General features: G+C 51.0%; 16 protein-coding genes. 9 read left to right on the top strand and 7 right to left on the bottom strand.

The features are described from left to right. Positions 1 to 150: 150 nt before the first annotated feature. Genes AC2A1E_RS09965 through AC2A1E_RS09955 form a run of 3 tightly spaced genes read left to right on the top strand, consistent with a single transcriptional unit; the run spans position 151 to position 4,100 of the window. On the top strand, positions 151 to 1,296 hold the full coding sequence (locus AC2A1E_RS09965) for an SIS domain-containing protein (RefSeq protein ID WP_484383602.1): 1,146 nt from the start codon (positions 151 to 153) through the stop codon (positions 1,294 to 1,296). A 12-nt stretch (positions 1,297 to 1,308) separates the two neighbouring features. Next, on the top strand, positions 1,309 to 2,187 hold the full coding sequence (gene kbaY, locus AC2A1E_RS09960) for a tagatose-bisphosphate aldolase subunit KbaY (RefSeq protein WP_484383601.1): 879 nt from the start codon (positions 1,309 to 1,311) through the stop codon (positions 2,185 to 2,187). A 23-nt stretch (positions 2,188 to 2,210) separates the two neighbouring features. Next, on the top strand, positions 2,211 to 4,100 hold the full coding sequence (locus AC2A1E_RS09955; protein ID WP_484383600.1) for an alpha-amylase family protein: 1,890 nt from the start codon (positions 2,211 to 2,213) through the stop codon (positions 4,098 to 4,100). Positions 4,101 to 4,298: 198 nt separating this feature from the next. Here AC2A1E_RS09955 and AC2A1E_RS09950 read toward each other — a convergent pair whose 3' ends face one another. Continuing rightward, positions 4,299 to 6,269 carry a M10 family metallopeptidase C-terminal domain-containing protein gene (locus AC2A1E_RS09950; RefSeq protein WP_484383599.1) on the bottom strand — a complete coding sequence of 657 codons (1,971 nt, stop codon included), beginning with the start codon at positions 6,267 to 6,269 and terminating at the stop codon, positions 4,299 to 4,301. 452 nt (positions 6,270 to 6,721) lie between these two features. Here AC2A1E_RS09950 and gorA point away from each other — a divergent pair, with 452 nt between their 5' ends. Then, on the top strand, positions 6,722 to 8,074 hold the full coding sequence (gene gorA, locus AC2A1E_RS09945) for a glutathione-disulfide reductase (protein WP_484383598.1): 1,353 nt from the start codon (positions 6,722 to 6,724) through the stop codon (positions 8,072 to 8,074). Positions 8,075 to 8,228: 154 nt separating this feature from the next. Further along, positions 8,229 to 9,776, top strand: coding sequence for a BglG family transcription antiterminator (locus AC2A1E_RS09940; protein WP_484383597.1), 1,548 nt, complete (start codon positions 8,229 to 8,231; stop codon positions 9,774 to 9,776). Between the two features lie 45 nt (positions 9,777 to 9,821). Here the strand turns inward: AC2A1E_RS09940 and AC2A1E_RS09935 are convergent, their stop codons facing one another. The 3 genes from AC2A1E_RS09935 to AC2A1E_RS09925 form a co-directional block, all read right to left on the bottom strand. Continuing rightward, the gene (locus tag AC2A1E_RS09935) at positions 9,822 to 13,061 is read right to left on the bottom strand and encodes a S8 family serine peptidase (RefSeq protein ID WP_484383596.1); all 3,240 of its coding nucleotides are present in this window, start codon (positions 13,059 to 13,061) and stop codon (positions 9,822 to 9,824) included. A 149-nt stretch (positions 13,062 to 13,210) separates the two neighbouring features. Next, the gene (locus tag AC2A1E_RS09930; protein WP_484383595.1) at positions 13,211 to 14,572 is read right to left on the bottom strand and encodes a class-II fumarase/aspartase family protein; all 1,362 of its coding nucleotides are present in this window, start codon (positions 14,570 to 14,572) and stop codon (positions 13,211 to 13,213) included. Between the two features lie 11 nt (positions 14,573 to 14,583). Next, positions 14,584 to 16,149 carry a PTS transporter subunit EIIC gene (locus tag AC2A1E_RS09925; RefSeq protein WP_484383594.1) on the bottom strand — a complete coding sequence of 522 codons (1,566 nt, stop codon included), beginning with the start codon at positions 16,147 to 16,149 and terminating at the stop codon, positions 14,584 to 14,586. A 274-nt stretch (positions 16,150 to 16,423) separates the two neighbouring features. On the opposite strand from AC2A1E_RS09925, the gene AC2A1E_RS09920 reads away from it, so the two are divergent. Further along, positions 16,424 to 16,918, top strand: a complete 495-nt coding sequence (locus tag AC2A1E_RS09920) for a putative pterin-binding protein (RefSeq protein WP_484383593.1) — start codon at positions 16,424 to 16,426, stop codon at positions 16,916 to 16,918. Beyond that, positions 16,915 to 18,699 (top strand): ATP-binding response regulator, encoded by a 1,785-nt coding sequence (locus AC2A1E_RS09915; RefSeq protein ID WP_484383592.1) that lies wholly within the window; start codon positions 16,915 to 16,917, stop codon positions 18,697 to 18,699. Before AC2A1E_RS09920 ends, AC2A1E_RS09915 begins: the two co-directional genes overlap by 4 nt. Here the strand turns inward: AC2A1E_RS09915 and AC2A1E_RS09910 are convergent. After that, positions 18,689 to 19,540: a helix-turn-helix domain-containing protein gene (locus AC2A1E_RS09910; RefSeq protein WP_484383591.1), complete on the bottom strand. Its 852-nt coding sequence runs from the start codon at positions 19,538 to 19,540 to the stop codon at positions 18,689 to 18,691. The two genes, AC2A1E_RS09915 and AC2A1E_RS09910, sit on opposite strands and share 11 nt — an antisense overlap. 417 nt (positions 19,541 to 19,957) lie before the next feature. Further along, on the bottom strand, positions 19,958 to 20,497 hold the full coding sequence (locus AC2A1E_RS09905; RefSeq protein WP_484383663.1) for a TetR/AcrR family transcriptional regulator: 540 nt from the start codon (positions 20,495 to 20,497) through the stop codon (positions 19,958 to 19,960). Between the two features lie 379 nt (positions 20,498 to 20,876). On the opposite strand from AC2A1E_RS09905, the gene AC2A1E_RS09900 reads away from it, so the two are divergent. Next, positions 20,877 to 22,097 carry a Tm-1-like ATP-binding domain-containing protein gene (locus AC2A1E_RS09900; RefSeq protein ID WP_484383590.1) on the top strand — a complete coding sequence of 407 codons (1,221 nt, stop codon included), beginning with the start codon at positions 20,877 to 20,879 and terminating at the stop codon, positions 22,095 to 22,097. Between the two features lie 228 nt (positions 22,098 to 22,325). On the opposite strand, the gene spy is transcribed toward AC2A1E_RS09900, so the two are convergent. Beyond that, positions 22,326 to 22,817, bottom strand: a complete 492-nt coding sequence (spy, locus tag AC2A1E_RS09895) for an ATP-independent periplasmic protein-refolding chaperone Spy (RefSeq protein WP_484383589.1) — start codon at positions 22,815 to 22,817, stop codon at positions 22,326 to 22,328. Between the two features lie 514 nt (positions 22,818 to 23,331). On the opposite strand from spy, the gene pdeR reads away from it, so the two are divergent. After that, positions 23,332 to 25,335: a cyclic di-GMP phosphodiesterase gene (gene pdeR, locus AC2A1E_RS09890; RefSeq protein ID WP_484383588.1), complete on the top strand. Its 2,004-nt coding sequence runs from the start codon at positions 23,332 to 23,334 to the stop codon at positions 25,333 to 25,335. Positions 25,336 to 25,339 lie beyond the last annotated feature (4 nt).

Here is a 25,339-nt window from a genome sequence, read left to right as displayed (position 1 = left end):
ACAAACTATGTTTTATTTCCTTTTCTTTGTTGATCTTCCTTTTCGTTTTCTATAGATTTTATTTAAGCATAAAGTTGACGCAACGAAACGAAAGGCTGCCACATTCTGCTTTGTGCTCCCCGTTGAATATGCATTGCTAAGGACTGAGTTATGAGCAAAACCCACACTTCCGGCACCTCAACCTGGACTGAAAAAGAGATCCGCCAACAACCGGCAAGCTGGATTAAATCACTGAAAAATATCGAGAGCCTGCGTAGCAGCATTGCGGCTTTCCTGGCACCTCTGCTTCAGAATAATGATCTGAAGATCGTCCTGACCGGCGCGGGCACCTCTGCATTTATCGGTGACATGATTGCCCCTTGGCTTGCACGCCACACCGGCAAGAACGTGGTTGCCGTACCAACCACCGATCTGGTCACCAACCCTGTTGATTATCTGTACGCCGAACAGCCGACGCTGCTGGTCTCTTTCGCGCGCTCCGGCAATAGCCCGGAAAGCGTCGCAGCGGTTGATTTAGCTAACCAAATCGTCCGGCACTGCCACCATCTGGTGATTACCTGCAACGAAGCGGGCAGCCTGTATAACAACGCCACCCACAGCGATAATGCGCTGGCGCTGCTGATGCCAGCAGAAACCCACGATCGCGGCTTCGCCATGACCAGCAGTATCACCACCATGATGGCCAGTTGCCTGGCGGTCTTTGCTGCCGATGTCATCAACAGCGCAACTTTCCAAGATGTGGCCACGCGCTGCGAACACATTATCGCTTCACAGGGCAATTTCAGCGCTGCCGTGTTTGGCGATCTGCCCTTCAAACGCATCGTCTACCTCGGTAGCGGCGGGCTGCAAGGCGCTGCGCGCGAAGCCGCGCTGAAAGTGCTTGAGCTGACCGCAGGCAAACTGGCGGCGTTTTACGACTCCCCAACCGGCTTCCGCCACGGCCCGAAATCGCTGGTTAACGACGAAACGCTGGTGGTGGTGATGGTGTCTAGCCATCCTTACACCCGCCAGTACGACCTGGACCTACTCGCCGAACTGCGCCGTGACCAGCAGGCGATGCGCGTGGTGGCGATCGCTGCAACCACCAGCGCGGAAATTGAAGCTGGGCCGCATATTCTGCTGCCAACGGCACGCGAGTTCCTCGATGTCGAACAGGCATTCTGCTTCCTGATGTACGCGCAAATCTTTGCGCTGACCGAATCCATTAAAGCAGGCATCACCCCAGATACCCCTTCCGCCAGCGGTACGGTAAACCGCGTGGTGAAAGGCGTGGTTATTCACCCCTGGAAAGGCTGAGAGGATTACCCCATGAGCATTATCTCCACCAAGTATCTGCTGCAAGACGCTCAGGCCAGAGGCTACGCCGTGCCCGCATTCAACATCCACAATGCGGAAACCATTCAGGCGATCCTCGAGGTCTGCCAAGAGATGCAATCCCCGGTGATCCTGGCGGGCACGCCGGGCACCTTCAAGCATATTGCCTTCAGCGAGATCTACGCGCTGTGCGAAGCCTACTCAGAAAGCTACAACATGCCGTTTGCGCTGCACCTCGATCACCACGAATCCCTCGACGATATCAGTAGCAAGGTGAGAGCAGGGGTGCGCAGCGCCATGATCGATGGCAGCCACTTCCCGTTTGCCGAAAACGTTAAGCTGGTGAAGTCGGTAGTGGACTTCTGCCATCGCTACGATTGCAGCGTCGAAGCTGAGCTAGGCCGTCTCGGCGGCGTAGAAGACGATATGGATGTCGATGAAGAAAGCGCGTTTTTGACCGATCCGCAGGAAGCCTGCCGTTTTGCCGCTCTGACCGGGGTCGACAGCCTTGCCGTCGCCATCGGCACCGCCCACGGCCTGTACAGCAAACGCCCGAAGATTGATTTCAAACGCCTGGCGGAGATCCGCGAAATCGTTGCCATCCCGCTGGTGCTGCACGGTGCGAGCGACGTGCCGGACGAGTTCGTGCGCCGCGCCATTGAGCTTGGCGTCTGCAAAGTGAATGTCGCCACTGAACTGAAAATTGCGTTCGCCGCCGCGGTGAAAAAATGGTTTGCCGATAATCCGCACGGTAATGACCCACGCTACTACATGCGCGTCGGTATGGATGCAATGAAAGACGTAGTGCGCAGCAAAATCACCGTGTGTGGCTCGGCTGACAAACTTATCCAGCAAGCCTGCACTGCACAATGAATAGAGAGAAAAAGGATCTTCTGATGAAAACCATGATCAAGAGCTCGTTACTGTTTCTGCTCGTCAGCAATGCCGCTTTCGCCGCCCAACATCAGTTGAATAACGCCAAGATCGCCATCTCGTTTGATGACAGCAACTCAGCAGTGGTGGTCAAGGATAAAGGTTCTGCCCATCAGCTTGCGCCCAATGAGCTGTTCTTTCTCACCCTGCCGGATGAACGCGTGATCCACGCTGCCGATTTTAAAATCAAGCATGTTCAGCAGAAAGGCGATGCCATCCATATCGATTATGATCACAAGGACTTCGCCGTCAGCGTGGTGTTGAATGTGCTGAAAGGCAAATACGCCAGCATCGACTATACCCTACAGGCGAAGGGTCAACCGCAGGACGTGGCGAAAATCACCTTCTTCCCCACCAAAGGCAAGTCACAAGCCCCTTATGTGGATGGAGCGATTAACAGTTCGCCTATTATCGCCGACAGCTTCTTTATGCTGCCGAATAAGCCCATCATCAACACTTACGCCTATGAGACCACCACTAACCTCAACGTCGAACTCAAAACGCCGATCAAAACCGATGCCCCGGTCAGTTACACCCTGTATTTCGGTACCTTTGATGAACTGAGCCAACTGCGCCGCAGCGTTAATCAGTTTGTTAACGTCATGCGTCCGCGCCCGTACCAGCCCTATCTGCACTACAACAGCTGGATGGATATCGGCTTTTTCACCACCTATACCGAGCAAGAAGTGCTCAACCGGATGGACGCTTATGCCAACGAGCTGATCAAAAAGCGTGGCGTAAAACTGGACGGCTTCCTGCTGGATGATGGCTGGGACGATCGCACCGGTAAATGGCTGTTTGGCCCAGCGTTCAAAGACGGTTTTGGCGTGGTGAAAGCCAAAGCCGACGGCCTGCATACGTCGGTTGGTCTGTGGCTTTCGCCGTGGGGCGGCTACAACAAACCGCGCGATATCCGCGTCTCTCACGCCAAAGAGAATGGCTTTGAAACCGTGGACGGCAAATTCGCCCTCTCCGGCCCGAACTATTTCCATAACTTTAACCAACAGATCGGTAAGCTGATCAAAGACGAGCACATCACCTCGTTCAAGCTGGACGGCATGGGCAACGCCAACTCGTACATTAAAGGCAGCCAGTTCGCCTCCGACTTTGACGCCTCTATTGAGCTGATTAAAAACATGCGCGAGGCCAACAAAGACCTGTTTATCAACCTGACCACCGGCACCAATGCCAGCCCGTCGTGGCTGTTCTACGCCGACTCCATCTGGCGCCAGGGCGATGATATCAACGTCTACGGCAAAGGCTCACCGGCGCAGCAGTGGATGACCTACCGCGATGCCGAAACCTACCGCTCCATCGTGAGAAAAGGCCCGCTCTTCCCGCTCAACTCGCTGATGTATCACGGCATTGTCAGCGCAGAGAACGCCTACTTTGGCTTGGAGAAAGTACAAACCGACAGCGACTTTGCCGATCAGGCGTGGAGCTATTTCGCCACCGGCACTCAATTGCAGGAGATGTACATCACGCCATCGATGCTGAACAGCGCCAAGTGGGATGCGTTGGCTGAAGCGGCTAAATGGGCGCGGGCAAACAGCGATGTGCTGGTCGATACCCACTGGATTGGTGGCGATCCGACATTGTTGGAAGCTTACGGCTGGGCGTCGTGGAATAAAGATAAGGCGGTGTTTGCACTGCGTAATCCATCAGACAAGGAGCAAAGCTACTATCTGGACTTGACCAAGAGCTTTGAAGTGCCGAACGGTGAAACCACCCGCTTTGCGCTGAAGCCAGTTTACGGCAATAACGCAACCTTGCCGGCAAACTACAGCCAGCCAGTGGTGGTCACGCTGAAACCACTGGAAACGCTGGTGATGGAGGCGGCACCGGTTAAATAACCCTTATGATTTATTTCAGTCGCTAACACGTTGTATTCATTACGTTGCAGGGGATACCGCCCCCTGCAACTCGCATTATTTTGGGTATAGAGCATATCCTTTGCTTCTGATTACGTGATTTGTTAAATTTCATGACATTAATTTTAAGCTGTCATTTAACCTTGCTATGCGGAAAGTGTAATTGCTTAGCAACTAAAATTATATAATGGTCCCGTGAGTCAATGAAAGATAGTCATCAATAATTGACGAGTGTCCTGACGAAGGTGGTAATACCCCCTGCATGACTCCCACAAGGCCATCAACCTGTGCAATATTTAATGACTCCCCATCAGCAGTATTTATGCTCTCTAATTTACCATTACTAAAAGTAGACCCATTATCAAACCAATGATGTATCGTTATACTGTCAGAAGAGTCTAGTATTGAAATAAGCAGGTTGTCACTATCACCAGAGAAACCTTTGGTGCGACTGAACCAAAGCTGGTCTGCATCAATGTTATTTAAAATCAAGGTATCTGTATCACCCTTGCCAGAGGTATCGTTATTGTACTCCCAGATGATATCCTTCCCGTCACCTTTGTTAAAAATATAGGTATCGCTACCTTTAAAACCTTGTAACGTATCATTCCCCTTACCGCCTATGAGGATATCATTGGCGTAGATGCTGCCACTGATTGAGTTGTTTAATTCGTTCCCAATCAACGTTGCATGAGCGTTATTTGCTGTTAGCATCGTATTCGCTCTGAAATTTTCGACATTGGCAGGCAGATAAAAAGTTGTGTTGGTTTGAATACCACCTAAAAGCTCAATAGTATCGGATGCCCCACCGTTTTTATCTTCAAAAATCTCATAGCTGGCATTGGTTGCACCTATTACATATTTATCATTACCACTGCCACCGTAAAGATAGTTAATGCTATTACTCGCTATATAAAGAGAGTCATTTCCATCACCACCATTTAGTGTTTTAACTCCTGCACCACCGTAGAGAATATCATTACCTTCTCCACCGTAAAGTACATCGTTACCTATACCGCTATAGAGCGTATCATTACCTTTGCCACCATAAAGCGTATCGTTCCCATTATTCCCTTTAATGACATTATTTAATTCATTACCATATATGGTGTCATTACCTTGTGTTCCATTGGCATTTTCTATATTTGCACCATAAGCAATGCCAATAGCATGGGTTCCATCATAGCTTATTGAATTCAAGTATGACTTAACAGGAGCAAGCTTAGGGACTTCAACATAGATTGAACTTCTGGTGCCCCCATTAAGATCGATGACTGACCCAAGACTGAATGCACTGAAATCAAGCGTGTCATTGCCCCCGCCATCCCAGATGGTATCAAAGAAATTCAGCTTATCGGGTGTATATTTATAGGTAGTATTATCAGCATTGAAGTGAGTATTTTTACCATAAATATATTGTAAGGCTTGAATATCAAGAATACCGTAACTGATGGTTTGTGCCTCACCCAGATACCCCCCCTTAGCGTTATACAAGGCCGTTCTTTCCTGCGGATAGTGTAAAGAGTTCCGTATTTGATTATACGACATAAGAGTATCTAGGAGTGTAACATCAGTGAGGTTGCTTACCTCACTCCATTGCCCATTAACCTTGACTTGAGTATGACTGAGCCCCATCGCGTGGCCGATTTCGTGTGCGGCGATATAAAATGAGGGTGGAACAGTGACACCATTAGGAGGATCGATTTTGAATACCAGGGTGCTAACATTATTAATACGAGTGCTTATTCCTGCAGCCCTGAAATTGAGCTCATTGCTCGCCATGAAGCGCAGATCACCCATTTCATTTTTACTTTCATCAACCTCTTTAAAGGTGACATTGGCAAAAGTGCTGAGATTGTTCAATGACTTCCTGATCAAGTCATTGTAAGGATTATCTGCTGGAATAGGGATGTAGGTGGTTCCAAACTCTGTGTTGGGTACAGGGTAAGTATATGAGGTTTTGGCCATACTCCATGTATAGGTATTGCCACCATTACCAGGCAACGCCTTGTATTGTCTCAAAATAAAATCAATATTAGGGTTTCCGCTTAAGGGTAATTTTACATTTTCCATAAAATGTCCTCTTAGATGCTTTAAAATATTAACCCTTGCAGTGATGTCTTTGATATTTACTTTAAAAAAGACTTCCATGTATCAGTAAATATCCTGCAATCGGCCAGGATATTGAGTTGATATCTAAACTAATACGGGAAATATGCGAGAGAATATTGTTAACCACCTACTGCGCTGACATCCACTTTCAATGTAATTTTTTTACCTCGGTCATTTTTATATAGTTAACCTGAAAGTCAAAGTCAAATTCAAGCTCAAAAAAACCACTTTTATAGTCTTTTACTTAGGTTTTCTAGGTTAGTCTTATGACTCGAATCATTCTGCCCACGCTCCCCCTAATCCGCACAGGCAGGGGCAGTGACAACCTGACGATACCGTTGGTTCAGCAACACCGCGTTGAGTCACTTCTTCTACATCTGGCAGGAGCCCAAACCTCTGCCTATCACAGCCATTGACGCAATCTTTGCGACAACCCCCCGTCAGGCGTTAAACTCTACCTCTTCGAATCACACAACTCATGGAAACCCCAGATGACGAAACATTACGATTATCTAGCAATTGGCGGCGGCAGCGGCGGTATCGCATCGATCAACCGGGCGGCCATGTATGGCCAGAAATGCGCACTGATTGAAGCCAAAGAGCTGGGCGGCACCTGCGTTAACGTGGGTTGTGTACCGAAAAAGGTCATGTGGCATGCAGCACAGATCGCCGAAGCTATCCATCAGTACGGCCCTGACTACGGTTTTGATACCACCGTCAACGCGTTTGACTGGAAGAAGCTGGTGGCTAACCGTACCGCGTACATTGACCGCATCCATAATTCCTACGACAACGTGCTGGGTAAAAACAAGGTTGATGTGATCAAAGGTTTTGCCCGTTTCGTTGACGCGCACACGGTAGAAGTTAATGGCGAAACCATCACTGCCGATCATATCCTGATCGCTACCGGCGGCCGCCCGAGCCACCCGACGATTCCTGGTGCAGAATACGGCATCGATTCCGACGGCTTCTTCGAGCTGGACGCGATGCCGAAACGCGTCGCTGTGGTGGGTGCAGGTTACATCGCGGTGGAAATTGCCGGGGTGATGAACGCGCTGGGAGCGGAAACCCATCTGTTCGTGCGTAAACATGCGCCGCTGCGCAGCTTTGATCCGATGATTGTAGAAACGCTGGTTGAGGTGATGAACACCGAAGGGCCGCAACTGCACACCGAATCGATTCCAAAAGCCATCGTTAAAAACGCCGATGGCAGCCTGACGCTGCAATTGGAGAACGGTAAAGAGTTCATCGTCGACAGCCTGGTGTGGGCGATTGGCCGCGAACCGGCCACCGACAGCCTGAACCTGGCGGCTTCCGGGGTGAAAACCAACGCCAAAGGTTACATCGAGGTCGATAAATTCCAGAACACCAACGTGAAAGGCGTCTATGCCGTTGGCGACAACACCGGTGCGGTTGAGCTGACCCCGGTGGCGGTTGCCGCAGGCCGTCGCCTGTCTGAACGCTTGTTCAACAACAAGCCGGACGAGCATCTGGATTACAGCAATATCGCCACCGTGGTATTCAGCCATCCACCGATCGGCACTATTGGCCTGACCGAGCCGCAGGCGAAAGAGCAGTTCGGCGAAGATAACGTGAAGGTCTACAAATCCGCCTTTACCGCTATGTACAGCGCGGTAACCCAGCATCGCCAGCCGTGCCGCATGAAGCTGGTGTGCGTGGGTGCAGAAGAGAAGATCGTCGGCCTGCACGGCATCGGCTTCGGCATGGACGAGATCCTGCAAGGTTTCGCCGTGGCGATCAAAATGGGCGCGACCAAGAAAGATTTCGACAACACCGTGGCGATCCACCCAACCGCAGCGGAAGAGTTTGTGACCATGCGCTAACAGGTCGCCTTTTATCGAATGCCATTATCCAGGCCAGGTGCAAGCGCATCTGGCCTTTTTACTTCTGAAGATGCTCCACGCAGTTCACAGACAGGATCCCGGCTTTTCTATATTCTCAACTACAGGGTTCCAGACGCGACGTTGAGATGCCATAGTGAACAGCTTTGACCTGTCATTGTTAAAATATATCCAGGAACACAGCCCGGTATTAATCGAGGATGTCACGTCCAGATTTGGCAAAACTACCTCGACGCTCAAGCGAGCGATGAAAGAGATTAACGAGCTGCTTGAACCTGCCTACCACCTGCACCTAGATGGGCAGTCGATCGTCACGGCCATTACCTATCGGGAATATATTGCCTTACTGGAACATATTCCGTTTAACCGCTATATCACCACCGCCGAGGAACGTATTAAGGATCTCAGCGTGGCAATGTGTTTGCAGGAGGTGGTGAATAAAAGCGAATACTACCGCAAGTTCAACGTCAGCCCTACCACGCTCAAAAACGATAATCAGGCGCTGTCGGCGTTTTTACAGGCCAACCGCCTCAGTGTGACTACCATTCCCAAACAGGGATCGCGGCTGGACGGCGACGAAATTCTGCTACGCATCGCGGTCTGTCTGACCATCCTCAAAACGGTGGAAATTGGCGAAGATCACCTGCTGGTACCGCACAAAGCCAATGAGCCGATTAATCGCTCCATTGCCACACAGTTTTTACGCGAGTGTCAGCAGGAAATTCGCGCCGCTGCCGAGCTTTATCAGCAACGGCTCAGCCGCATGATTACGCTGGGCTACAACAGCAAAAAATACTTTCTGGTGTATATGAGCATTGCGCTGCACCGGATGCGGCGCGGGCATGGTATCACTGGCAGCGCTAACCTTAGCTTTATTCAGTCCTGCGATTTTGCGCTGCTCGGCAGTGAACATGAAGATCGCTTTCTCGATCTGCTGATTTCCTCACTGACCTCTACCTGGCGGCCGTTCGACGTCTACGATCCCACGCTGATAACGCTCGTTAAGCGTCTGTGTGACTATATTTCCCCGCTGTTGAGAGCAGAGATACACAACGCGTCGCCGTTCTTTGCCGAGGTTTATCAGTTCATCTATGCGACCATCGTACAAAGCCGGTTCAATTTATATTTTGACGACAAAAAGCTGCATCAGGTGCAGACCCGGCAGGCCCTGCTCTATCAGGGCGTGGCTGAAGCCACTGCGCCCATCGCCCAGCACTATCACACCACCTTTTCGAACGTGCATCTGTCGACGCTGGTGTTGATCCTGAAAAAATACGAACTGCAAAACCGCATCCACAGTGAATATAAACAGCGCGTGATTATCGTTACCAATTCGTCGGAAAGTAAGGTCGGTTATTTTAAAGAGGTGCTGAAATCGCACTTCCATATTGAGATTGTCGGCTGCGTCAATATCAATGAATTACACACGCTGGAACAGATCCCTTTTGATTTGCTGATTACCTTCACCAATAAAATCTCCAGCTATCTGAAGTATTATCAGTTAGATTACATTAAGGTGAATTTCTATCTGACCCGCGATGATATCTCGCTGCTGGGTAAGCACGGGCTTTCTCGTGCGAAAAAGAAGATCCCCGCAGAGGCGTTTATTCAGGAAACCGCAGGATTGGATCGTCAGCAACTGCGTGCGCTGTTAGAGCAGAAATACCCCGACTTTTTCATTTAAAACGGAACGGCCGCTGAATATTGGCCGTTCCGTTTCGTATCAATGTCAGAAGTCGATTTTTAATTTGGCATAAAAACCGTTTGAGGTGACATCGCTATTATATGCGCCGGTATAGGAGATGCCGAACGTAGCCGCGTTGTTGAGCTTGGTTTCAATACCCAAACCTACGCCAACCAGATTAGACAATTTGCCACCTTGGATTTTAGCTACTCCGCTATCGGCCAGGCGCATCGTCGCTTCCGGTGTGGTGTCACCAAAGAAGTGCATGCCATAAAGATCGCCTTTCACTGCCATCTTCATTTCACCCAAGGTAAACGGCAGCGCAGCGCGGGCACCAAGCGTGGTGACCTGTAGATCCTGGTTAGCAACGTCGGTGGTAAACTGCATATTGTTAACCGTTTCAACATAGCCATCGGATTTAATATGCAGCCAACTGAAACCGGCATACGGCTCAATGGAATAAGTGTCCGTCGTCAATCCTGAATAGGCCGCTTCGGCAAACAGCTGGGTAATATCCACATTCGGGGAAACTGAATTTCTGCTCACTTGATCGCCAACCCGCAAAGTACGATTGGCATCACGATTTTGCCGGGTGTGCATCGCACCATAATTCAGTGAAGCCACATCGGTGAGGTTGGAAACACCGTACACCCCAAAGTGCAGATCATCGCTGTCGATTCTACTCTGCCTATTCCCTTTAAAATCGGTGCTGCCCGCGCCGAAATACAGGCCCAGTTTGGTGCTAGCGCTGGCATCAATTTCACCACCGATTAAAGCCGCAAAGAAATCGACGTCCATGCTGGATTGGCCGTAATCCACCTTGGACCAGCTCCCGATCGGCGCAACCCAAAGGCGGCCTGCACCATCAGCGGTTTCAACATAGCGGCCACCGCCCACGCCAACGGCCTGATCCTTAATCACGCGCGACAAAGTCATTGAATTAACAATGCTGGCATTTTGCGTATTCAGGTACATATCATTGCCAAGTGAATCATGAGTATTACGAACCTCATCGCCAGACGCCATTAACAGGCTATCGAACAGCGCACCAGAACCGCTGCCTTCAATCGCTTGACCAATAGACCGACCATTGTGGCTTGATGCATAAGAGGCAAAGGTCACGTCCTTATTACGGCCAAAGCTGGCAGTGAGCGAATTGCCGGAGATATCGACATCGGTTTTGAAGAACGCATACTGAGGTGTGGCGATGGCTTTATCAGCCCCGGTTAACCTATCCGCCGTGACGGTTCCGCTAACCACGGTGCCATGATTAAACACCTCTTCGAACACGTCTTTATTGGTGGAGCCCACCGTAATCATCGAGCCGTTATTAAAGGTTAGCTCGCCTACGTTGACGCTTTCACCCGTGCTGACCACATAAGTCCCACCCGCATTAACGGCAATATTCGCCTTATGACTTTCGGTTGAGGCCAGTTCACCCTTCAGCGTAAAGGTATCGTTATAGCGGGCGATAACACCGAACTTACCGCCGTTGACCGCCACGGTTCCGCTGCCAAATGACTCCGTGAAACCATACAGTTCGCCCTGATCCACGCGGGTGCCGCCCTGATAGGTATTATCGCCAGTCATGATCAGCGTACCTGCGCCGAGCTTAACCAGAGAACCGGTATAGAGATCGGCATCAATCCTGGCCTGAATAGCCGCAGCACGCTGGCTGTAATAGTCTTGTCGCCACTGTTCAGCATCCGCCAGGCTCACGATGTGATCCGTCGGATCGCTGTTACCGTCATTGACCTCGAAGCTGTTGCCTAACTCATAGGCTCCGCCCGCCGCGATGCCCTGCGCTTGGTAGTTCTCGAGCCAGGCCAGATCTTCCTGTTCACGCGCATCCAGCGCTTGCTGGCTGATATTATTGCTCCAGACATCAAGCGGCGTACTGGCAATGTTGTATTCAAATTTGCCGAGGAACTGGCCAGGCCCATACATGCCTTTATCCAGATCGGGCACGCCCCAGCCGTAACGCACATCAGGCACGCCGTCAGCCGCCGTCCAGTTATCCAAGGTGCTGCCGTCTGGGTTCTGGTGGCTGGCGGTGGTGAACAGCACATCGCGCACCTGAAGCGCATTCATATCCTGATAACGCGAGAGCAGAACGCCCATGGCCCCGGCAACGTGCGGCGCAGACATGGATGTTCCGGATGAATTCCCCCAGCCAGCCGCACCGGTTGTCGCATTCACCGTGGTTGAGTAAATGCCACTTCCCGGTGCCGCCACGGTCCACCACTTGGCCTCGCCAGCCTCATTCCAGGTATAAGACAGCGCGTATTTGTCGGTACCCGTTACCCGCTGTAGCCCGGCAACCGCAATCCAGTGCTGTTCGGCTTCAGGATGATAATAAGGGTAAAGTGCGCGATAGAATGGATTAGCGAAATCGCGGTTGCCGGTGGTAAATATCTGTACCACCGTCGTGCCCTTCACTGCATCGTAGGCGGCATCAACAAACGAGGGATTTGCGCCATACGTTTTGTTGAAATAAAAATATTCATATTCCGACTGGGTCATATTATTTGCCGGCAGATGAACGCCGGTGTTGCCGCCGTCATTACCGGTTGAGCCGTTGTCAGTAATACGAATGTTGGTGCCCCAACTGTTATTAATCACTTCGGCACCGGAATCCACCAGCGCTTTCCAACCGGTATAGAAGAACTGATAATCCTGGAACGGGCCATAGTTATTGCCATCGGTCCCGCCGGTATTGCCGACATACACATCAGCCCCCCAGGCAACCCCGTGCATCCCTTCACCGTCGCGATTAGCCCCAACGGTGCCGGTGACGTGGGTTCCGTGCCCATCGTTAACCCCGGCTATCCATTGGCCGGTAAGATCAAAGGCTTCGCCCTCGGTATATTCGCCCTGTGAACCCACCGCCGACTGAGGATAACGCAAGCCAGAAGAACCGTAGGTGCCAGCCGCTTCAACCGCGTGGAAGCGATCGCTATTAAGATCCTGATGAATAAAAAGCAGCGCACCGGAATCCATCACGCCAACCTTAACCCCTTGCCCGGAGAACCCCAGCGCATAGGCACCGGAGGCTTTCATCGCGGCCAAACCCCAATCTTTGCCGTACTCTTCGGTTTCCCAGCTGGCTTTATCGCCAATCTGGCCAGGCTCTGCATAGGCGGCAATGGCCGAACCTGCCATCGGCAACATGGCTGCACTAATCGCCAAGGCAATCAGGGATTTATTGGGTGTGACTTTTTCCCTTTGGGTTCTGTTATGTTCCTGGTAAGCCCGGTAAAAAAATATCTTTGAAATCAATTTCATGCTGATATTCCTTTTAATGATGCTTATAGACATATTCTTTGTGCCAATTGAGCAGCGCTAGTTTGCCCTCTTTTCAATCTGTCACACATTGATAAGTATCAACATATTTTTTTACAACTTTCAGAAGTTAGCTGCTGCAATGGCCTTTATTAATCATAACGTTGGTTATTCCGGGCCAGCACTTGCTCGGCCAGTTCATTCGCCAACACGGCGCACAAACCGGTATAGCTGGCGGGATCCAGCAGCTCCGCAATCTCATCGGCGGTGAAGTTTTCCGCCATCAGCGGATCGTTGCTCAATATCTCACTGTATTCGAGATGCTCGTGGGTGCTGCGCATCGCCATGTGGTAAACCAGCTCGTGAGCCGGATCCTTGCCCAGCTTATCCACCAGTTTCATCATGATTTTTTCACTGTTAATCAGCCCGTGCGTCAGCATCACGTTGTCATGCATCCGTTCAGGGTTAATCACCAGCGTGCGCGTCAGTTCTTCGGCGCGCAGGATGATTTCAGCCATCAGCTCAATACTTTCTTGCAGGCTGGCATCAAAGATAAAGTAGGCGGAGCTGTCGGCCTCAAACGGCCGTGGGCAGACGTACAGCGCCGCCGTCAGTACCGAATACAGCTTCTGCGCGTTGGCAATAATGCCTTTGGCCAGCTTGGGGTTGACCTTCTGCGGCATGGTGCTGCTGCCCACCGTGCCCTTGGTGAACGCTTCCGATACCTCGCCAAACTCTTCGCTGGAGGTCTGATAAACTTCTTCAGCGATTTTATGCAGGGTCGTCGCCAGCAGGCACAGATTGGTGATGTACTCGGCGCGGAACACCCGAGCATTGCGCGAAGGCACCAGCATCGAGTACATGCCGAGCTGCTCGGCAACCAGATCCTGCACCGTTCTGCCCGCTTCACCCGTGGCGTGAAACGCCCCCACCGCACCGCCCATCATTACGGTAAACACCCGTTTTTCCGCCTCTTGCATGCGCTCCACCGCCGCCAAGAGCTCATAAATCCACACCGAAACCTTATAGCCATAGGTGATGGGCAAAGCGTGTTTACCGTGAGTGCGCCCTGCCATCAGGGTGTGTTGATGCGTTTTCGCCAGGCGCGCCAGATTGACCAGCGTGTCATCCACGAACTGCATCAGCTTGCGGTGGAATTTTTTTACGATCAGCAAATGGGCCGTTTGCTGAATATTCTGCGTCGTCACGCCGTAATGCACATACTTACCGCTTTCTGCATCACAGGCTTTGACCAACACCTTGATCACCGGCACAAAGCCGTGACCAATCTGGCGCAGCAAGCGATCAACCTCGGCGAGATCGATCCGCTCCAAGCGGCAGTTGGCGGCAATATTTTCAGCCGCAGCGGCAGGGATCATGCCAACCTTGGCCTGCGCCAGCGCCAGTGCGCCTTCCACGTCAAGCCATGACTGCACCCTGGCTTCGTGGGTGAACAGATCTTTCATGCCCTGATGGTCGATGGTTTTACTTTTAGAGTCATAGAGTGCGCGCATGCTGTTTCCTCTTAAGGTTGCGTAATGCCAGCAAGTTGATCGTCTACCGCATTGCGGACAAACTCGACGTGTGGCCCAAAGACGACGTGAATATGGTTGTTGGAGGGAATAAAGGTCCCCAAGGATCCGGCTTCTTTCAGCAGATCCATATTCAGCAGCTTCTGATCGCCAAGATCGATACGCAGCCGTGATACACAGTTTTCCACCCGCTTGATATTGCTCTTACCGCCCAAACCTTCCACCACCAGCTGCGCCACTTTGTCGTACTCTTTGTTATTCAACAGAGCGCTGTCCGCCATTTCATTTTCACGGCCCGGCGTTTTAATGTCGAACTTGCCAATGGCGTAACGGAAGAAGAAATAGAACACCACAAAGTTCACCATCCCTAAAAGAATCAGGTTCACCCAGTGGGTATTCTCATACATCAGCCCAAAGATACCGAAGTCAAAGATCGTGCCGCGAATATAGCCAATCGAGACTTCCAATATTTGCAAAGGAATGGTTAACAGGCCACACAATATCGCATAGATAATGAACAGCTTCGGCGCAATAAACAGGAAAGAGAACTCAAGTGGCTCGGTAATATTGCCGAGGAATGCGGTCAGTACCACGGTGAGGATCATCCCCTTGGCAAACTTCTTGTTTTTCAAATAAGCCATGTGGTACATCGCCAGGCCGATCGCCGGTACGCGGAACAAGGTAGTCAACATTTGTGATGAGGCCAGGTAGCTCGACAGCGTCGGCATAAGCTCATTCCATGCCGGATGATTTGGCCCCAGTTCAAACAGGATTTTATTCATCGCGGGCAGAATGCCGACGTAGGTTTGCCCGTCGATCAGATAGGTGCCGCCCGCCTCGGTAAAGCGCACCGTCGAACTCAATACGTGGTGTAAACCAAACGGGATCAGCAAACGGTTCAAAGTCATGTAGATCCCGGCACCGATATTCGGTGCCATCATGACGGTGGAAATACTCCTCATCCCGTAGGTAAACAGATCCCAGACAAAGGGCAGCAGCAGGCCGATCGGAATAGTAAAGGCGATTGACAGGATGGCGACCGACTTTTTACCGCTGAAGAAAGCAAATGCCAATGGCAGTTGCAGCCGATAGAATCTGTCGGTCACCTTGGCAGCCAGCAGACCGGCAATAATGCCTCCCAGCGCCTCTATTTTCAGCGTGTGTATTCCCAGCACCATGCCCTGCCCGACCAGCGCCATATTATCCGTAATCAACTGATCCATTAATTTCAGATGCACATGCATTGAGATCAAGAGCGTTAAATAAGCGATAACCGAGGCGAAAATCGCAATGCCTTTTTCTTTCTTCGACATCCCATAGGCAACCCCCATGGCAAACAGTAATGGGATATTCTGGAATACCACGCTGCTGATTAACCCCATTGAAGAGAGTATCGCCTTGCAATAGGCATTTCCCAGAAACGGCAGTTTGTCGATCATATACGCCTGACCCAGCGCGCTACAGATCCCCATTAACATCCCTACTGGTGCTAAAACGGCAATAGGCAATAATAGGGAGCGTCCGAATGTCTGTATTTCGTTTTTAAAGTGAGATGTCATAATCTGGACCCCTGGTTTACTTAACCCCCCTATCAAACAATGCCGGAGCGGCCACCATCAAGGCCAAATACTGGCTGATTCAAAGCTCATTTTTTGCCCGTCAAAAAAGCTGACCGGCGTCACGTTTCTTCTCTACGGGGTTGCAAGAACGCAATATTGACGCATGATGGCGCTGCATAGCGCCCTGAACGGTAAATTGGGTGTTCTCTGTAACGCGGCGGCCTGATAAATTCGTAACTCTAAAATCTTTACCGATGATGATTGGGATACACTGATGTTCACCCATTTGCTCAGAATTATCACGTTGGCATTAGTTGCCTTGGCGATCGGCCAATCCTCCGCATTAAGTTTTACGCTGGAAATAACAGGGAATATCAGCCACTTCACTGATGAAAAAAATCACAGCTATATTTTTACCGATAAGCAGTTATTTTCCATGCCGGTACACACGATTACCACCAGCACATCATGGACTCCACTGGAAAAATTTGAAGGCGTCGCGCTGGCTGAATTATTGACCACGGTAGGCTCCAAAGGGACCACGATGACGTTTTACGCCTTAAATGATTACTCCATCACTATCCCCATTACTGATGTCGAAAAATATCGCATGATCCTGGCTTATAAGATGGGAGGAACCCTGCTGAAAATAAGGAATTTTGGCCCCTTATTTCTCGTTTACCCTCGCGACAGCGGCGGAAAGGAATTGAATTCCCCGCTGTATAACTCGCGCTTTATCTGGCAAATCACTCGGATAGATATCAAATGACGCTGATGCCATTTAAAAATCGCCACAAGTTGGCTATTCCGGCCATCTTTGCTGCCCTGTTTCTAGTCGCCTCTGCGGTAACGCTGTATTCTTACAGCGCAATCCTCTCCCAGAAAGGGCTGTATGCGATTGCTGGCACTCAGGAAAACTACTCGTGGTCGATCGCCAAATTTGCCATCAAGCTTGCCGAGTTTGACACCTTTATTGAGCACCAGAAAAGTGCTAGCCAACATAACGCTGAAGAGTTGAGACTGAAATTCGAGATCCTGTACTCGCGCTTTTATGTCCTTGAAACCGTTTCAGAATCTACGCAGCCTTTGTATCGCGAACCCGGTTATCCACAGGTCATTACAGAAATACGCCAGCAGATGGATAATCTTGATGCGCTGATTAGCCATCCAAACGTTAACTTTCCGCAGATTTCGCAAACCTTAGCCCGACTCAAACCGTTATCCATTGAGATGGCCAACCTGACAGATCATGCGGAAGTGAAACAACGCAGCGATGCTTACGAAGATTTTATTGAGAAACGCCGCATTATTTTCTCTGGGCTGGTCATGATCATATTTTCAGTCATCGCCCTGATCGTGATCACGTTGCTGGTTTTGCGCCAGCAACGCCTGACCATTCAGCAACAGGCGCTGGCCATTGAAGCAGAAAAGGCCACCCGCACTAAAAATGCCTTCTTAGGCGCCATCGGCCACGAACTACGGACTTCTTTGCAAAGCATTATGTCCGCCATTGACGTACTGGTGAATACTAAATTCTCGGCTGAGCATGGGGATACGTTCCAGCGGTTGGAGAGCGCTGCACAGCAAATTGAAAGCCAGATGAAAGATTTAACCGATTATGCCCATCTGGAAAGCGGCATGATGGAGCTACGCATCGTGCCGTTTAACCCACGAAAACTGATTGAAGAAACGGCCGACGAGGTTAGCCTGCTGTCGCACAAGAAACACATCAAATTAATCTGCGAGTTGGAGCCCAACACACCGCTGATTGATTCCGATCCGCTGCGCATCCGGCAAATTCTCATCAATCTGCTGACCAACGCCTTTAAATACACCGAGCACGGCACGATCACCTTACGCAGTTGCCTGCGTCACCAACCCAATGGCGTTGCGCTGATTGTCGAAGTGACAGATACCGGGATCGGCATTGAACAGGCGGTGTTACCACAGATTTTCCAGCCATTCACCCAGCTGGATCAGTCACATACGCGTCGATACAGCGGCATTGGCATGGGGCTGGCGATCGTCCACGGCTTGGTCGAGCTGCTTAAGGGAACGATCAAGGTTTCCAGCGAAGTGAAAAAAGGCAGCACCTTTGTCGTCAGCATTCCTGTTGAAATCAGTACGGAAGAGCTGCCCACAGCAAGCCCGCAGCTCGAAGCCTCGTCGTTGAAAAAAGAACAACAGATTCTGGTGGTGGATGATAACCCGGCCGCTGGTCATGCGTTTATCACCTTGCTCGACAAACTGGGGTATCAGTATGAATTGTGCGATTCATCGGAACGGGCACTGCAAAAACTGCTGCGACGCCCTTATGACGCGCTGCTGCTCGATCTGCAAATGCCTGGGATTGACGGGAGTACGGTGGCAAAACAGTTGCGCAGCCAGCGTGGCCCGAACCGCAACATTCCAATTATCGGTATCAGCGCCTACGCGCCCGAATTACTTGCCACCGAGCAGCGCGCCATGTTTGATGACTATCTGATGAAGCCCGTGCGCATGGGCACGCTGTCCACCTCATTGGCAGCCTTGTTTGCCACTAAAGATTAAAACAGCGTTGCAGTGCGGCTTCGATCACATGAAGCCGCACCGGTTTTTCATAAGGGCCAAGCACGTCGTAATCACGCATCGCTCTGGCAATTTCAGATTCGCGCAGATCGGTCCCCAGTTGCCCGGTCAATACCAATACCGGCGCGTCAGGGTGGTCTGAGCTGCGAATGGTTTCGATGCACTGTTGTGCCGTTTCCTGCCCAATCAGCCAATCCACTACGTAGCCATCGAACGGGCTTTTGTGCAGCGCCTGACAGAGACTGGCAACGTCGTAGAAAGCAACGGCGCTAAAACCCTGAGCATTAAGATACTTGGTCAATTCGTCAGCCGCCTGATGGGCATCATCCAATACCGCAATACTCAGGCGCTCATCGTCAACGCTGCCTGGGCGGATCTCTATCAGTTCTACGCAGAAACGCTGCCCCGCAGGCGCCTCATCGGCACGGTAGATAGTCCATTGCCCTTCCTGCTGCAAGGCAACAAATTCCGCCAAACGGCCCCCGGCGAGTTCGTCACCGATGTGGCCGATACAAGGAAGTTCGACCCCCGCAACCGAAAAGATAGCATCCTGCACCATAGTTTGTGCCAACACGTCGTTTTCGGGGAGGATATCAACAATAGCCGCCAGATTTTCTCCCAGCGCCACGGCCACCCGATTAATTTGCTCCAGCGTCCACGGGCTCTGCCCTTTTAGCTTACGATGAGCATGAGAAAAACTCAGATCCAGAATACGGCTGAGTTCCTTTGCCTGCTGACGCTTGCCGATCCCATGGTGTAGAAAGAGTTCCCTGACCTTGCCTGCAATCGACTGCGAATCGAATTTTTGATGATTGTTATACATTTTATCCTTCGATCTTTTTTACTGATTTATCAGTCGCTTTGATGCTTTCTATGTTGAAACGTTATCGAAAACTCACATATTATGCAATCTTAAACCAAAAGCTTGCTTGACATGCCATCTTTTATAGTCAAACATGGTATGAGAAACAACATATTATAAAAACGATACTAGACCTATCTGTTCATAATAACCATAACGACACCAGGGAAATTTTGAACCGGTCGCAGTTCCTGAAAATGGATGTATGCATCAGGATGTTCTGCAAGCCGTGTGTAGTTTAGCCATCGTGCTAGCCGTTTTACCCATTGTTAAACCGGGCCCCGCAAGGGTTCCGGTTTTTTTATTTTGAGCAGATTAACGGTGAGCTAGAGAGAAAAGTATTGCGTGTTCGGCCATCGCGCAGGCGGGTAGTGCTGGCTATTTGCCACCGCTTATCGCATCTTCTTCGGCCTGACGAATGATGGCTTTCGCCATCCATTGGGTCACATTCTGAATACCGTCGAGTTCTAAACCCCAAATATCTTTCAGCACCAGAAAAACTTCCGAGCCATAAATCAGCGAGAAGGCATGGATCACACGCTGTAGGGCTTCGGATGGCAGTTTATCCTGTAAGGGTTCTACCGCCAGCTTCAGCAAGCGCTTACGGTTGCCACGCACAAACTTTTCACCCGGTACGGCATGGGCCCACTGCTGCAACGACAGTTGTAACGCCGCACGCAACGCCCCCTCATGCCGTTCCATCTGCGGATAAGCAAACGCCAGCAACTGCTGAATACGCTTCAGCGCATCGTTATCCTGCGGTTGCCATTCAAGAATGGGCCCCAGGCTTTCCGTCACCACGGCAGCGATCAACGCACTCTGAGTGGGAAAGTAGCGATAGGCGGTAGCACGGGAAACCTGCGCATGGGCAGCCAGTTCAGTGATTGAGGGGAAAACGCCGCCATCATAGAGTTCCATTGCGCTGCTCAGCAGCAAATGACGGGTTTTGGCCCTGGTATGCGTCAGAGATTCATCCCGCGGTGCGGGGAATGCGGTTATTGGCACGTCAACCTCGAACTTCCTCGTATCATCCAACCCCGGAGCAAATACGATAGAACGTAACCGGTAGGATCCTGGTCCACCAGCACAAAAACCAAGCTAAAATAGCCGACAATGAGACGAGCGTCACATTATCAGCTAATTAACACTTGCATAAATGATACGACAGTCTCATTATGTCTACAAAATAATCTGCTGTATCTTATTGTCCAACACCAGGGTTCCAAACTTAAAATAATAATTATCTTTATAAACAAACTGTTCGGACATTTGTCCGAACCTTTTTCAGGAACAGACGATGAGAAACACCCCGGCTTTTGTCTATATTGCTACCACAGCAGATACCAAAGGACAAGAGTTGGAGTATGTCCGCAATCTGATCGCCAATCTCGGTTTACCCCCACTGACCCTTGATCTTTCCACTTCAGGAGCGCCTTCGCCTTATCAGGTCGACGTTTCTGCTACGGAAATTGCCAGTTATCATCCCGAAGGTGCACAGGCCGTTTTTTGCCGTAGCCGTGGCTTGGCCATTGCTGCGATGGCGATCGCCTTCGAGCGTTTCATGCTGACACGCAACGATGTCGCCGCCCTGCTCGGTTTGGGTGGATCTGGCGGAACCGCAATCATAACACCGGCCATGCAGCAATTGCCGATTGGTCTGCCCAAATTAATGGTTTCCAGTATGGCGGCGGGCGATGTTTCCGGCTATGTCGGGGCCAGCGATATCGCCATGCTGTATTCGGTCACCGACATCGCTGGGCTGAATCGGATTTCACGCAAAGTATTAAGCAATGCCGCGAATCAGATTGCCGGGGCGATACGTTTTCATGTGGATGATGATGCCGACAGCAAGCCTGCAACCGGTTTGACCATGTTTGGCGTCACCACACCCTGCATCAAAGCCGTTACCCATGCGATCGAAGCCGACTGGGATTGCCTGGTATTTCATGCCACCGGCAGCGGCGGCCGGGCAATGGAAAAACTGATCGACAGCCATTTGCTCAACGCCGTGTTGGATCTGACCACCACTGAAGTCTGTGATTACCTGTTCGACGGTGTTTTAGCCTGCAATGAAGATCGTTTTGGCGCCATTGCCCGTACCGGCATCCCTTGTGTGATGTCCTGCGGCGCGCTGGATATGATCAACTTCGGCCATCCGAAAACCATCCCGGCGCGCTATGTCGATCGGCATTTCTACAATCACAATACCCAGGTGACGTTGATGCGCACAACGGTGGAAGAAAATACCCACATGGGCCGTTGGATAGGTGAAAAGCTGAATGCTTGTGAGGGTGATATACGCTTCGTGCTACCAACAGGCGGTGTTTCGGCGCTGGATGCCCCGGGGCAACCTTTCTGGGATCCGGCCGCGCTGAGTGCCTTTGCCCATTCACTGGAGCAGACGCTGGAACAAACCGACAAACGCCGATTGATTAAAACGCCCTATCACATCAACGATCCGCTGTTTGCTCACGTGATTGTCGAACAATTTCATGCCATTTCGCCTGTGGCTGAATAATGATAATTCGCATTCCTCACCAGGGAAATCCATTTTTAATGGAAAGCTAAATAAAAAAGGCTGGATAATTAATCCGGCCTTTTTATATATACTCTAAATAATTCGAGTTGTAGGAAGGCAGCAAGGGAGAGAATCCCCAGGAGCATAGATAACTATGTGACTGGGGTGAACGAGCACAGCCAACGCGCATGCAACTTGAAGTATGACGAGTATAGGGTGAACTCTTAATTACTTCGCGGCAGGTTGCTGATCCTTCATTTTATTCATATGCTCCATCATCTTCTGCTCGCGTTTCTGATAGTTCTCATTGTATTGCTTTTTCTGCTCTGGAGTCAGCAGGTTATACATTTTATTTTCCGCTTTGGCGCGCTCCAGCATCCGCTCAGATTGCGCTTTACCGATCGCATCAATTTGCGTCTTGGCTTTAGCTTCATCAAAGCTGTCTGAAGCAACCAGGTTATGCAGCGCCTGACGCTCATCTTTCGCCCCCGGGCCACGATTCTGGTGCGACTCCTTCATAATGTCACGCATCTGCTGGCGCTGTTGTTCAGTCAGATTCAAACCGGCAAACGGGCCACCTTTACCTGGGCCATTGTGATGCATCATTTTCATTGGTGCGGCACCCGTGGCAGGTGTGGCCGCGGTATCAGCAGCAAATGCCGCAGAAGCTGAACCCAGAGCCAAAGTAGAAGCAACAAATAAAGCCGTTAGTTTACGCATGATTATTTCCTTAAAATTACTCTTCATCAGGAGCGCTGTACGTTAACAGGCTCATCGTGTCGTCGGAAATAATAGTAGGCTGATAAACATAGAGTAATGCGATGGAGTGTAAACTTTTTAAAACCTTAAATAGCTTTATGCATCAATTATGAATAAATTATGGAGAAGGTGTCAGTGATATGGAAATTTGCGTTGCACCAGAAAGAGGTTCCGATTTATTTCTGCCTGCAACAGCGGTTGGCATAATTTAACCACCTCGGCAGCACCCCAGGTTCAACAAGGTGGATAGAAATAGATTTTCGCGCAGTCTGCGGTTCTCTTTTACACTCTATTGCAGACGTCACTCAGGCAAAAGTGACCTATCAAAGCGAAAATTACCTCTATAATTGTTCCACTGCCACCCAAATGACTCGCAAAGGCGTTTTAGTTGATGGGAATGCCCGCATTACCGGGCCTGAAGTTAGCCGTTTACCCATCAAAAACGCCCGATTGCTCTGCTTTTTGAGGAATAATAATGCTCGCAGACCAAGGCCCGATGCTACTTAGCGCCCATTTTGGCACCAGCAGCCCCTATTGGCATCTAGCGTTTGACAGCAATGCTCTGGAACTGACTGCGATTAAAGGTAAAACACATATTGCCGTAGCACTCAGCGATATGCAGGCGGCAAAAATCCGCCGCCTGAGCGGGATCACCGCCAGTCTGGATATCACTATTCAACTGGGTGGCCAGCCCATTCACCTGCATCTGGTCGGCCGCCGGGTCAATAAACACGAATGGGCGGGCACAGCCTCCGCCTACACCGATACTCAGGCGGTTGCTCGCGATCTGGTGCACGGCCTGTCGTTTGCCGAACAGGTGGTGTCAGAAGCCAACTCCGTGATCGTGATTGTTGACCAGCATGGCCGCATTCAGCGCTTTAACCGTTTGAGTGAAGAGTACACCGGCCTGCAAGAGCAGGATGTGATCGGCAAAAACGTCTTTCAGATGTTTATGAGCCCGGCAGAAGCCAGCGCCTCACGCCGTAATATTGCCGGTTTCTTCCGTAACGGCTCCTCTTACGAGGTGGAACGTTGGATAAAAACGGTTAAGGGCGAACGTTTATTCCTGTTCCGCAATAAGTTCGTACACAGCGGCAGTGGCAAGAAAGAGGTTTTCCTGATCTGTTCCGGCACCGATATTACCGAAGAGCGCCGCGCTCAGGAACGCCTGCGGGTGCTGGCCAATACCGATACCATTACCGGTCTGCCGAACCGTAACGCTATCCAAGATCACGTCAGCCAGGCGATTAACGAGCGCGGTGACCACAGCGTCGGGCTGGTGTATCTCGATCTCGACAACTTCAAGAAAGTAAATGATGCCTATGGGCATATGTTTGGCGACCGTTTGCTGGTCGAAGTTTCACGAGCTATTCTCGGCTGCCTTAAGCAGAGCGAAATGCTGGCCCGGTTGGGGGGCGATGAGTTTCTGGTTATGGTGCGTCAGGCCGACATCCCCACACTGCAGGAATTATCACAGCGCATTATCGATCGCCTGAAAATACCGTTCCGCATCGGCCTGATTGAGGTCTATACCGGTTGTTCGATCGGCATTGCTCTGTGCCCAGAACACGGCAAGGATCTCGATGATCTGATCCGCAGCGCGGATACCGCCATGTATGTCGCCAAAGAAAATGGCAAACGCACCTTTACCGTGTTCTCGCCGGAAATGAACCGGCGCGTCGCCGAATATATGTGGCTGGACACCAACCTGCGCAAAGGGCTGGAGCAGAACCAGCTCGTGGTGTATTACCAGCCGAAGATCGACAGGCGCAGCGGTGTCGCACGCAGCGTAGAGGCTCTGGTTCGCTGGGACTCACCGGAGCGCGGGCTGATCCCGCCGATGCAGTTTATCTCCTATGCCGAAGAGTCTGGGCTGATCGCCCCGCTTGGCCGCTGGGTGTTGCAAACCGCGGCCAAACAGGCGGCAAAATGGCAGCAGCAGGGGCTGAATCTGCGGGTTGCGGTCAATCTCTCGCCCCGGCAGCTGGTGGACGATAGCATTGTTGACGATTTCATCAACGCGCTGAAAGAAAACCAGCTCGCTCCCTGTACGCTGGATTTCGAATTAACGGAAAGCAGCCTGATTGAAGATGAAAGCCGGGTGCACGAGGTGATCAGCCGGTTGCGATCGCTGGGTGCACAGGTTCACCTGGACGATTTCGGTACCGGTTACTCTTCACTGGCGCAGTTGGCGCGTATTCCGCTCGATGCCATCAAGCTGGATAAAAGCTTTGTGCGTGGGGTGAATCTCGCTCCGGTGTCGCAATCATTGATACGTGCGATCGTCGCCACGGCCGAGGCGCTGAAGTTCCGGGTGATTGCCGAAGGTGTTGAAACGGAAAGCGAAAACCAGTTTCTGGACTGCGTCGGGGTTGACGAAAAGCAGGGCTTTCTGTTTGCACAACCCATGCTCCCAGAACAGCTGGAGCAATGGCTGAAATCATATAGCCCGCACCATCAGCAAGATGATGCGGGCTAGCGTT

The sequence above is a fragment of the Serratia sp. HNCC26DJ206 genome (assembly GCF_057180605.1).
Note: the sequence above shows the minus strand (reverse complement) of the source record. Positions and strands in the feature narration are given on the sequence as shown.